The sequence below is a fragment of the Metabacillus mangrovi genome, from assembly GCF_009711125.1.
GTDB lineage: Bacteria > Bacillota > Bacilli > Bacillales > Bacillaceae > Metabacillus_B > Metabacillus_B mangrovi.
Map to the genome: position 1 here is coordinate 94,493 of NZ_WMIB01000014.1, position 10,980 is coordinate 105,472.

The 10,980-nt window shown below is 47.8% G+C and carries 11 protein-coding genes and 1 other annotated feature; of the genes, 10 read left to right on the plus strand and 1 reads right to left on the minus strand.

Annotation, left to right across the window (positions count from 1 at the left end; all coding sequences use genetic code 11):
* The first annotated feature begins 371 nt into the window (after positions 1 to 371).
* The 9 genes from GKZ89_RS13870 (at position 372) to GKZ89_RS13910 (ending at position 10,504) form a co-directional block, all read left to right on the plus strand.
* Positions 372 to 761 (plus strand): GntR family transcriptional regulator, encoded by a 390-nt coding sequence (locus GKZ89_RS13870; protein WP_155112995.1) that lies wholly within the window; start codon positions 372 to 374, stop codon positions 759 to 761.
* Positions 754 to 1,632 carry an ATP-binding cassette domain-containing protein gene (locus GKZ89_RS13875; RefSeq protein ID WP_155112996.1) on the plus strand — a complete coding sequence of 293 codons (879 nt, stop codon included), beginning with the start codon at positions 754 to 756 and terminating at the stop codon, positions 1,630 to 1,632. The genes GKZ89_RS13870 and GKZ89_RS13875 overlap by 8 nt, the downstream gene beginning before the upstream one ends.
* Positions 1,626 to 2,570 carry an ABC transporter permease subunit gene (locus GKZ89_RS13880; RefSeq protein WP_155112997.1) on the plus strand — a complete coding sequence of 315 codons (945 nt, stop codon included), beginning with the start codon at positions 1,626 to 1,628 and terminating at the stop codon, positions 2,568 to 2,570. Before GKZ89_RS13875 ends, GKZ89_RS13880 begins: the two co-directional genes overlap by 7 nt.
* Positions 2,571 to 2,581: 11 nt before the next feature.
* Positions 2,582 to 3,280 carry an ABC transporter ATP-binding protein gene (locus GKZ89_RS13885; protein ID WP_155112998.1) on the plus strand — a complete coding sequence of 233 codons (699 nt, stop codon included), beginning with the start codon at positions 2,582 to 2,584 and terminating at the stop codon, positions 3,278 to 3,280.
* Positions 3,270 to 4,577, plus strand: coding sequence for an ABC transporter permease (locus GKZ89_RS13890; protein WP_155112999.1), 1,308 nt, complete (start codon positions 3,270 to 3,272; stop codon positions 4,575 to 4,577). The genes GKZ89_RS13885 and GKZ89_RS13890 overlap by 11 nt, the downstream gene beginning before the upstream one ends.
* Before the next feature lie 238 nt (positions 4,578 to 4,815).
* A complete protein-coding gene (locus GKZ89_RS13895; protein ID WP_155113000.1) occupies positions 4,816 to 6,006 on the plus strand; it encodes an MDR family MFS transporter in 1,191 nt (396 codons plus the stop codon).
* A 1,029-nt stretch (positions 6,007 to 7,035) separates the two neighbouring features.
* Positions 7,036 to 7,341, plus strand: a complete 306-nt coding sequence (locus GKZ89_RS13900; RefSeq protein WP_430697336.1) for a DUF4257 domain-containing protein — start codon at positions 7,036 to 7,038, stop codon at positions 7,339 to 7,341.
* A 111-nt stretch (positions 7,342 to 7,452) separates the two neighbouring features.
* Positions 7,453 to 7,666 (plus strand) — a binding site (T-box leader).
* Positions 7,667 to 7,744: 78 nt separating this feature from the next.
* Positions 7,745 to 10,159: a leucine--tRNA ligase gene (leuS, locus tag GKZ89_RS13905; protein WP_155113002.1), complete on the plus strand. Its 2,415-nt coding sequence runs from the start codon at positions 7,745 to 7,747 to the stop codon at positions 10,157 to 10,159.
* A gap of 135 nt (positions 10,160 to 10,294) precedes the next feature.
* A complete protein-coding gene (locus GKZ89_RS13910; protein ID WP_155113003.1) occupies positions 10,295 to 10,504 on the plus strand; it encodes a hypothetical protein in 210 nt (69 codons plus the stop codon).
* A 38-nt stretch (positions 10,505 to 10,542) separates the two neighbouring features.
* Here GKZ89_RS13910 and GKZ89_RS21500 read toward each other — a convergent pair whose 3' ends face one another.
* Positions 10,543 to 10,665, minus strand: a complete 123-nt coding sequence (locus GKZ89_RS21500) for an ABC transporter ATP-binding protein (RefSeq protein ID WP_338324933.1) — start codon at positions 10,663 to 10,665, stop codon at positions 10,543 to 10,545.
* A gap of 210 nt (positions 10,666 to 10,875) precedes the next feature.
* Here GKZ89_RS21500 and GKZ89_RS13920 point away from each other — a divergent pair.
* Positions 10,876 to 10,980 (plus strand): helix-turn-helix domain-containing protein (locus GKZ89_RS13920; RefSeq protein ID WP_155111715.1); only part of this gene is annotated, 105 nt, incomplete at its 3' end.

Here is a 10,980-nt window from a genome sequence, read left to right on the forward strand (position 1 = left end):
AGACACCCTGCGCGGTGTCTTTTTTTGTTATGGGTATTTCGGGCGGTGCCAGTCCCGCAGTGCTTTAACGCAGAGGAGGAAGGAGACCTGGGGGTGCGAGGCCTTGTGCAACAGGGAATCAGGAAGCAGGTGCCGGAGCTTTAGTGCTTTAGCAAAAGTGGGGACAGTCCCGCCTACCCAATCGTGCACTTTCGAATCCGATGAACTGCTTTAATTAATGTGAGCCCGGTGCCAGACGCGCAACCGAAACAATAATTCTCATAAAAAAACAGAAATGCCGTTGACAAATTCATGAAAAGTGAATAATGTAGTAACTGTATTAATAAACATAGTACACCTAATACAGTTTAAATTCAGAAAGTAGGGAGATCATGATTCAAATTGATCCTCGCAGCTCGACGCCGATTTATGAACAGATTGTGCAGAGCATGAAGGAGCTGTGTTTGAAGGGCGCGATGAAGCCTGGGGATAAGCTTCCTTCTGTTCGGGAATTGGCTACGATTATTATCGCGAATCCAAATACAGTGAGTAAGGCTTATAAAGAGCTGGAACGTGAAGGGATTATTGAGACGCTGAGAGGCAGAGGGACCTTTGTTTCGGAAAATGCAAAATTTAAACTGGATGAGGGGAAGATGGCGATGCTGAAGGAGCAGCTGAAAACGCTGATTATAGATGCGGCTTATGCCGGAGTTGATATTAATGAACTGCATGACTGGATTGATGAGATCAAGAAAGAGGTTGGGGGAAAGAAGGATGCTTGAAGTTCGGAATGTGTCCAAAACGATGGACGGTGAGCAGGTTTTAAAGGATGTATCGTTTTCGCTTGAGCCCGGTGAAATTTTTGGGCTGCTCGGGCGGAATGGCTCCGGCAAAACGACGCTTCTCCGGCTGATTCAGCAGATTCTCCTGCCGGATCAGGGCGGGATTTTTTACGGAAATGTGCCGCTTGATAAAAACCCTGATCTGAAGCGAAAGGTTGTGTACGTCCCAATTCGGCAGAGTTTTTATGACCGGTATACGTACAAACAGCTGATCCGGATTTTGAAGCCGATTTATCCAGATTTTGATGTGACCTATGCCAATGAGCTGATGAACCGGTATGGCTTATCAGAAACGAAAAAGTTCAGGGATTTATCAACCGGCCTGAAAAAGCAGTTTTCCCTAATTGTTGCTTTTGCGATGAGGCCCGAAGTAATTTTACTGGATGAACCGACGGACGGAATTGATGCGGTTACCCGTCATGACGTACTGGAGCTGATGATTGATGAGGTGGCGGACCGGCAAACATCGATTATCATCACCTCTCACCGTCTTGAAGATGTGGAGAGGATTTGCAGCCGAATTGCCTTTTTAGAGGATCATACGTTAACCGGTTTAACGGACATGGAAGAGGTTAAGGAGAATTATCACAAAGTGCAGCTTGCTTTTGAAGAGGATATACAGCTTCGGATCAGGGAAAAGGGCTTGCCGATCCTGGATCATACCGGGGTGTTTTATACCATCCTGCTTGAAAAACAGAATGAAGAACACAGAAGCTGGCTGAAGGCGCAGAACCCGAGGATTTGGAACGAGCTGCCTGTCAGCCTTGAAGAAGTCTTTATTGCAAAGTATGGAGGGAAACGCAGATGGTAAGGAAAGGTCTTTTACTAAAAGAACTCAGACAGTCCGGCCTCATGCTGGGGGTCACGATGCTCATCCTGACGGCCTACGTTCCGCTCAGCATAATGGAGGATTATTCAGGTTACCTGGACAGCAATTTTCCCGGGCCTTATACGTATGACCTTTCCCAGCAAGTGTTTTTAGGCTTTTTAATGATGCTCACAGCATTCCTTGCTATAGGGTTTATCGGAAGTGAACGGCAGCGGGGAAGCATGGAATTCACCCTGTCCCTTCCTTATTCACGCAGTACGATATTCTGGACAAAATGGCTGCTGGGACTCGCGGCGATTGTGGTCTCCCTCCTGTTGTCCTTCGTGATTTCTTCAATCGAGCTTGCGGCGTTGGGGACTGATGTGGATTTGCTGCACTATTACTGCTTTGCCGGTGCGGCGCTAATCATGATCTTCACACTTGTATTTTCGGCAGGGTGTCTTACTGGGACCCCATTTGCTCAGGCGATTGTTGCGGTTAGTACGGCGCTTTTGCCGGTGCTGACTATAGGTGCAGCAGCCATGAATCTTGAGCCATTTTACTTGATTTCTACACAAATTCCGATGGAAACAGTCGAGACGATCGCTTATTTTTCAGCGCCAGCCTACCTTATTTACGATGTAAACATGACCTATCAGCAGCTTCTCATTCCTGTTTTCCTTACGGTGCTTTTCCTTGTAATCGGATATGCTGCTTTTCTGAAACACCCTGCTGAACGCAACGGCTCTTTCTTTCTGTGGAAGCAGCTCGAACTTCCGGTTTTCGTATACGTCATCATTCTAGGGACGTTTGGTTTTGGCGGTGCAATCCATGGGATGACCGGAACCCTTACAGGGTATTTTACCGGTTTACTCATTGGAGCAGCAATAGGGGGAACCCTTGGCTATATCCTTATTTATAAAAAAACAAAGGTAAGCTAGGAGGAGCATTTATGATTGAAATAAAAAACCTTTCCCATTCCTTTTATGTCGGGAAAAAAGGGAAGGAAAGGGAGATCCCGGTTTTGAACGGGATTTCCCTCGAAATCAGCCAAGGGGAAATTGCTTCGATTTTCGGCAAGAGCGGTTCTGGAAAATCGACTTTGCTGAATTTAATATCAGGGTTTATGAAACCAGGCTCAGGGAGAATTTTAATAAACGGAGAAGATGTCACTTCTTTCAGCGAGAAGCAGTGGGCAGCCTTCAGACTGCAAAATTTCGGGTTTATTTTTCAAAATTTTCAGCTAATCCCGAGCCTCTCCACGTTTGATAATGTAGCTTTGCCGCTTGTGCTTGAAGGAGTCCATGCTTCACAGCGGAAGCTCAGGGTGCAGGAAATTCTCCAGCGTGTCGGTCTTTTGGAACAGGCGAATCATTTTCCGAATGAACTGTCAGGCGGCCAGCAGCAGCGGGTCAGCATTGCAAGAGCGCTTATCTTGAATCCGCAGATTATTTTAGCGGATGAACCGACTGGCAGTCTCGATTCTGAGACCGAGAAAGAGATTTTGAATTTAATCCGGGAGCTGAACCGCCAGCAGGGCATCACCTTTTTTATCATCACCCATGACGAAGAAGTGGCAGAAATCAGTGATAAACGATTTTATCTGCATGACGGTGCATTAGTGAACGGGGGTGTCTCAATTGAAGTTTAAAGATCAGGTTGCATTTGTTAGGCAGAATATGAAAAAAAACCGGCTTCGGGTCTTTATGACGATTCTGGCCACCACAATGGGATGTGCGTTTCTCATCGTGCTGGCATCTATTGGATTCGGCTTTCAAAAAACGGCCACAGATGAAATCCAAAAGCAGCAGCTCCTTACGGAAGTCAAAGTAGAAGGAAAAGAGGATAAAGAAAAAGGGGCCCTGCCCGTATCAAGCGGGATGATTGAAGATATTGAGAAAACAGAAGGAATTAAGGCGGTTGTAAAACGCAACCAGATTGACTTGCCTGTAACGGCAAAACTCAAAGAACGGTCGGGAGAAAACTTTTCATCTATTATTACCGACATGGATCAGGAGAAAAAAGCAAACCTGACACTGGACCGCGGCAGAATGCCTGAGAAGGCGGACGAGATCGTTGTCGGCTATCATTTCGGCAACATGCTGTTAACTGACGAGGAACGGAAGCAGCTTCAGGCCTTTGAGAACAATCCGGAGGGGGAAGCAAAGCAGCCGGCAGGCTATACGGACGAGCTTTTGAATAAAGAAGTAGTCTTCATTTATACGGACGCAGACGGCAAAGATAAGACCTATACGTTTACGATTGCAGGCGTGGCAAAAAAGCCCGCACGTGATTATCTCCAAGACACCAACGTCATGATTGATGACCGGATGCTTAAAGAGCTTGCTCCCCTGATTGATCCGGAATTCAATCCGGATCAGATCACCTATTCAACTGTGAATGCTTATGCTGAATCCATCGGCCAAGTGGACGGTCTTACGAAAGCACTCAAAGAGAAAGGCTACCTGGTTTACTCCATCACAGAAGAGCTGGAAAGCATGAATCTGTTCTTTAATGCATTTAAAGCCGGGCTGATTTTTGTAGGGACAGTGGCAGTTCTGATCGCCTCTATTGGAATCTTCAATACAATGACGATGGCTGTAACGGAACGCACCCAGCAGATTGGCATCATGAAGGCGATCGGCGCACAGCCCAAGATGATCCGCAGACTGTTCCTGATGGAGTGCGCATGGATCGGAGTGGCGGGTGCAGCAATCGGTGTCCTCCTTTCATACGGGATAAGCTTTGCAGCAAACCAAATCATCCCGATGATTCTTGAGTCCGCTGCCGGGGGCGAATCAATCGATATGCAGATTTCCTATATCCCGGTATCGCTCGTACTAATCGCTTCTGCGATTAGCATTGGGGTAGCCATCCTGTCCGGGCTGCGTCCGGCTGTTAAAGCGACGAATATTAATGTACTTTCGGCTTTGAGAAGGGAAATGTAGTGTAACCGAGTCTACCAATCAGCTTTTTAAAAAACGGCATCAGAAGAGGTTTTACAGAAAAAACTTCAAGCATGCTGCTGTTCTTGGAGTGATCTCCAAGTATTCAATCCCCCCGTCTCTGGCAGGGGGATTTTTTGCAATATTTTTTCTTTGTAAATCCAGCATTCTTTCATTGAAAAAGTGGGGGAAACGCCATACAATACTCTATGGAATTTAATTCAAAAGGGAGGGGAGCTTTATGCCGCGTTCCCTGTGGCTTCTCGTAATCGGGATGATCATAAATGTTACCGGGGCTTCTTTTTTATGGCCTCTGAATACCATATATATTCATGACGAACTGGGCAAATCGCTGACAGTGGCTGGGATTGTCCTCATGCTCAACGCAGGTGCGAGTGTGATCGGAAACCTGGCCGGAGGAGTGCTGTTTGATAAAATCGGCGGATACCGCTCCATTCTGCTCGGAATTATCATCACATTGACTGCATTGTCACTGATGGTCTTTTTCCACGGATGGCCGTATTATGTCATTTTGCTGGCGATTGTCGGGTTCGGTTCAGGTATTGTTTTTCCTGCAACGTATGCAATGGCGGGAAGTGTCTGGCCAGAAGGCGGAAGAAGGTCCTTCAATGCCATTTATGTAGCGCAAAATGCAGGGGTGGCAATCGGTTCTGCCCTGGGCGGACTTGTCGCATCCATATCCTTTCAGTGGATTTTTCTGGCCAACGGCCTTTTGTATGCCATCTTTTTTTTGGTAGCATTTTTCGGCTACCGAAATATCCAGGCAACCGTTCACTCCGTTGCTTTGGTCACCCAAAAGCCGGCGGTAAAAGACCGGACGAAGTTCACGGCCCTGGCCGTACTGAGCGTTGCCTACTTTCTATGCTGGGCAGCTTACGTACAGTGGCAGTCAACGATTGCTGCACACACCCAGACGCTGAACATCGATTTAAAGCAGTACAGTCTGCTATGGACCATTAACGGACTGATGATTGTACTGGGACAGCCGCTGCTGTCTGCATTTGTGAAGCGGTTTGCAAAAACACTGAAAACACAAATGCTGATCGGAATGGGGATTTTTATGGTCTCCTACGGAATTGCCGCATCAGCCGGTGAGTTTACAGGCTTCCTTGCTGCCATGATCATCCTGACAGTTGGAGAAATGCTTGTCTGGCCGGCAGTGCCGACCATCGCCAACGACCTGGCGCCGAAAGGCAGAGAAGGCTTCTACCAGGGATTTGTCAACAGCACCGCTACAGCCGGAAGAATGGTTGGACCGCTGCTTGGCGGAATCCTGGTCGATGTATTCAATATGCCAGTCATGTTCGCAGTCCTCCTCGGATTGCTCGTCGTCAGCTTCTTCATCACGATGGTTTATGACAGAGGCCTGAAATATGGTACAGACAAAGAAACCGCAGAACACGTAGCCTGAGTCAGAGACTCGGGCTTTTTTTATAGGCTGGGCGCTGATCCCTGGGATCGCTTCAGGAACGACCGGTCTCCAGAGCCGCTATTTGCCCAAAAAAAGCCTGATATTCGGAATAACGGTCTCAGCGGCAGCTATTTGCGGTGATTCCGGCCCAAACCCGCGAATTCCCGGCAAATAGTGTCCCCTCAGACCGAAACAGCAAAAAAGGCCGGTTTTCCACGAAATAACGTCTCCTGAGACCGAAACAGGAAATACCGGTCTCCAGAGCCGCTATTTGCACCAAAAAACCCTGATTTTCGGAATAACGGTCTCAGCGGCAGCTATTTGCGGTGATTCCGGCCCAAACCCGCCAATTCCCGGTAAATAGTGTCCCCTCAGACCGAATCAGCAAAAAAAGGCCGGTTTTCGTCGAAATAACGTCTTCTGAGACCGAAACAGGAAATACCGGTCTCCAGAGCCGCTATTTGCACCAAAAAAGCCTGATTTTCGGAATAACGGTCTCAGCGGCAGCTATTTGCGGTGATTACGGCCCAAACCCGCGAATTCCCGGTAAATAGTGTCCCCTCAGACCGAAACAGCAATAAAAGGCCGGTTTTTGTCGAAATAACGTCTTCTGAGACCGAAACAGGAGTTACCGGTCTCCAGGGCCGCTATTTGCCCAAAAAAAGCCTGTTTTCCCGAATAACGGTCTCAGCGGCAGCTATTTGCGGTGATTCCGCCCCAAACCCGCGAATTCCCGGTAAATAGTGTCCCCTCAGACCGAAACAGCGAAAAACGGCCAGTTTTCGTCGAAATAACGTCTTCTGAGACCGCTCCACCCGGTAAGTCCCTTAAAAACAGCTCTCTCCGCCCGGAAACTGCATGAAACCAGTACCTTAGACAGGTATGGAAAATAATTCTAAATAATCAAGCCAGGGGGGAACATATGTTGTACAATGAAAAGAAAAGTCTTTCCCTTCCCCGTGGGACTGCCGGTCTGTATTTTTTATTCTTCCGTTTTGCCAGAATAAAAAAGAAGGAATGGTGGTGCAGTTGACAGTTCAAATTTTGATTGCCAGTATCATTGGAGGAATAATGGGGATTGTGAGCCATATGAAAAAAAGGGGGCGTTTGGAAAAGCCTAGAATGACAAAACGGTTTATTTACCTCGGCTTCTATGAAGATTTTGCTGTCGGCACGATCGCAGCCATCATGCTCGTCCTCTCCTCAGAACCGCAAACCTCTTTTCAGCTCGTTTTGCTTTCCATTATCGCTGGTTACAGCGGGGAAGCGGTCCTGCGAAGCTTTGAAATCTCCAGTGACCCAGAAAAGCCGGATCTTCCCTCTTCCAAAAATTAACCGGAGCCGTATTTCCATATCGAGCTCTTCTCTCAGCCTAATTTCCCTTAGTTCGCCAAAGCAGCTTGCATCTTCCTCAAATTTTTTATAAAATAGCCTTACATTGCAATAGTTTGAACGGTGACAAGGAGCAGTAGTGGACAGGAAGCACAATAGAGAGCTGGCGGATGGTGCAAGCCAGCAGCAAATGTCCATGAACTCGCCTTTGAGTTTGCAGATGCGAAAACAAGTAGTGTCTGCCGTCCATTCACGTTACGAATGTCAAGCGAGTGTATTTTTTACACTAATTTGGGTGGTACCGCGGGAGAAAGCTCTCGTCCCTTTTGCAGGGACGGAGCTTTTTTTATTTTCGCGGTCCCGCCGCTCAGAGCAGCCGTTCAGATAAACCCGAGGAGGAAGCAGGATGAGCTTTAATCATAAGCAGATTGAAAAAAAGTGGCAGGATCACTGGGTGCAGAACAAAACGTTTAAAACCGGGGAAAATCCGGAGAACCCGAAATTTTACGCGCTGGATATGTTCCCGTATCCATCAGGCGCCGGACTGCATGTTGGACATCCGGAAGGATTCACGGCAACCGATATCCTATCCAGAATGAAAAGAATGCAGGGCTACAACGTCCTTCACCCGATGGGCTGGGATGCTTTCGGTCTTCCGGCAGAGCAGTTTGCTCTTGATACGGGAAATGATCCTGCAGAGTTCACGGAACAAAACATCAATAACTTCAGACGCCAGATCCAGGCACTCGGGTTCTCCTATGACTGGGACCGTGAAGTGAATACGACGGATCCGGAGTACTATAAATGGACACAGTGGATTTTCCTGAAGCTTTATGAAAAAGGCCTTGCTTATATTGATGAAGTCGCAGTGAACTGGTGCCCGGCACTTGGAACGGTGCTTGCCAACGAAGAAGTCATCGACGGGAAAAGCGAGCGCGGCGGTCATCCGGTTGAGCGCCGGCCGATGAAGCAGTGGATGCTGAAAATCACGGCGTATGCGGACCGCCTTATCGAAGATCTTGAAGAAGTCGACTGGCCGGAAAGCATCAAAGATATGCAGCGCAACTGGATCGGGCGTTCGGAAGGCGCTCATGTTCAATTTGCCATTGATGGACATAACGAGAGCTTCACGACTTTCACAACACGTCCGGATACGCTTTTCGGAGCGACGTATGCGGTCCTTGCTCCAGAGCATGCCCTTGTTTCAAAAATGGTTACCGAGGATCAAAGGCAGGCTGTTGAATCCTACATCGATCAGGTCAAATCCAAATCGGATCTTGAAAGAACCGATCTGGCAAAAGATAAAACCGGTGTCTTTACAGGTGCTTACGCCATCAATCCGGTAAGCGGCGGCAAAATGCCGATCTGGATCGCGGACTATGTCCTGATCAGTTATGGAACGGGCGCGATCATGGCTGTACCTGGGCATGACGAGCGCGACTATGAGTTTGCTAAGAAATTTGATCTGCCAATCAAGGAAGTTGTAGCAGGCGGAGATCTTTCCAAAGAAGCCTACACAGGAGACGGAGAGCACGTCAATTCCGAATTCTTGAACGGTCTTGGAAAAGAAGAGGCGATTGAAAAAATGATCACCTGGCTTGAAGAGAACAGCAAGGGTGAAAAGAAAGTCACGTACCGTCTCCGTGACTGGCTGTTCAGCCGCCAGCGCTACTGGGGTGAGCCGATTCCAATCATTCATTGGGAGGACGGCACAATGTCGGCCGTTCCAGAGGACCAGCTGCCGCTGACCCTGCCAAAAACGAAGGAGATCAAGCCATCCGGTACTGGTGAATCTCCGCTTGCCAACATCGCAGAGTGGGTGAACGTCACCGATCCGGAAACCGGCAAAAAAGGGCGCCGCGAAACGAACACAATGCCTCAGTGGGCGGGAAGCTGCTGGTATTACCTGCGCTATATCGACCCGAACAACAGCGAGGCGCTTGCGGATCCGGAAAAAATCAAGCAGTGGCTGCCGGTTGATACGTATATCGGCGGTGCAGAACACGCGGTTCTTCACCTTCTGTATGCACGTTTCTGGCATAAGTTCCTTTATGACATCGGAGTTGTTCCGACGAAGGAGCCATTCCAGAAGCTGTTCAACCAGGGGATGATCCTTGGGGAGAACAACGAGAAAATGAGTAAATCAAAGGGGAATGTCGTCAACCCGGATGAAGTGGTCGAAAGCCACGGTGCCGACACACTCCGTCTTTACGAAATGTTCATGGGGCCGCTGGAAGCTTCAATTGCCTGGTCTGAAAAAGGACTGGACGGAGCGAGGCGCTTCCTGGATCGTGTATGGAGACTCATGGTGGAAGACAACGGAAGCCTTACGCCGAAAATCGCGGACAGCGGCAATGCGTCACTGGAAAAGGTTTATCACGAAACCGTGAAAAAGGTAACCGAAAACATCGAAGGGCTCCGCTTTAACACGGCGATTTCCCAGCTGATGGTGTTTACAAACGACGCCTACAAAGCAACTGAGCTTCCGAAAGAATACATGGAAGGCTTCGTAAAGCTTCTTTCTCCGATCGCGCCGCATCTTGCGGAAGAGCTGTGGGAAAAGCTTGGCCACACAGATACGATCGCGTATACTGCATGGCCTGAATACGATGAAGCGAAGCTTGTAGAGGACGAAGTGGAAGTCGTTGTTCAGCTGAACGGAAAAGTAAAAGCAAAACTGCTCGTTCCAGCAGAAGCAACCCGTGAAGAAATGGAAAAAATCGCGCTCGAAGATGAGAAAGTGAAAGAACAGCTCGAAGGCAAAACAATCCGCAAGGTAATTGCGGTACCTGGTAAATTGATTAATATTGTGGCGAACTGATAAGAAGCTTGCAGAGGATTTCTCTGCAAGCTTTCTTTTTATTCCCGGTTCAATTGATGCACAGCCCATGTTATAATAAATCGCTTGGAAGATTGTCCGAAATCTGCAATCTGATAGCGTATGGAGGTGTATGAAATGAACAAAAGATGGACCATTCATAAAATTAATGACTTCGTTGAAAAGAACTCCGAAAGCAAGCTTCTTTCAACGGAATATCACGGTTTTTCGCAAAAACTGGAATTCCAGTGTGCGTGCGGCAGCCGTTTCGAGAAGACGTTTACGAAATTTAAGAATAACCACCAGCGAAAATGTGATGCATGCCAGCCGCCGAAAACGTCACGATAACCAAATGCCAATTCCTTAAGTGGAACTGGCATTTTTTATTATTTGCGTTCGTTTCCGTGCTTAAAGTTCCCGGTCGCCTTTGCGAGAAGCAGCTGTATTTCTTTTTCATCCTTTGCTGCATGAAGGCGGGACACAAGTTTTTCCGCTTCTTTGCCTTTCATAATTTTAATCTGCTTCCCTTTAAAGAAGAGAAAAACAGATTGGTTTTTTGCGATTTGAAAACTGAAGGGCTGTTCGTCCAGCCGGTTTCTTTTATCATCTCCGGCGAGAAGACCCCCACTTCTTGCGAAGTGTAAAGTGGGGGATGAATCGCTTTTCACTTGAATAAAAGAACATCAGTTCCCTATAATAGATATAGGAGGTGAAAACGTTTGAAAACACACAAAGCCTACAAATTCCGAATCTACCCAAACAAAGAACAGGAAATTCTCATCAACAAAACAATCGGCTGCTCGCGGTTTGTGTTCAATCATTTC

Excerpts from the sequence above, each read along its gene's own strand:
- GKZ89_RS13895 (WP_155113000.1), top strand. The coding sequence starts at position 4,816 with ATGCCGCGTTCCCTGTGGCTTCTCGTAATCGGGATGATCATAAATGTT.
- GKZ89_RS21500 (WP_338324933.1), bottom strand. The coding sequence starts at position 10,665 with ATGAAAGGCAAAGAAGCGGAAAAACTTGTGTCCCGCCTTCATGCAGCA.
- GKZ89_RS13870 (WP_155112995.1), top strand. The coding sequence starts at position 372 with ATGATTCAAATTGATCCTCGCAGCTCGACGCCGATTTATGAACAGATT.
- GKZ89_RS13880 (WP_155112997.1), top strand. The coding sequence starts at position 1,626 with ATGGTAAGGAAAGGTCTTTTACTAAAAGAACTCAGACAGTCCGGCCTC.
- GKZ89_RS13910 (WP_155113003.1), top strand. The coding sequence starts at position 10,295 with ATGAACAAAAGATGGACCATTCATAAAATTAATGACTTCGTTGAAAAG.
- GKZ89_RS13875 (WP_155112996.1), top strand. The coding sequence starts at position 754 with ATGCTTGAAGTTCGGAATGTGTCCAAAACGATGGACGGTGAGCAGGTT.
- GKZ89_RS13885 (WP_155112998.1), top strand. The coding sequence starts at position 2,582 with ATGATTGAAATAAAAAACCTTTCCCATTCCTTTTATGTCGGGAAAAAA.
- leuS (WP_155113002.1), top strand. The coding sequence starts at position 7,745 with ATGAGCTTTAATCATAAGCAGATTGAAAAAAAGTGGCAGGATCACTGG.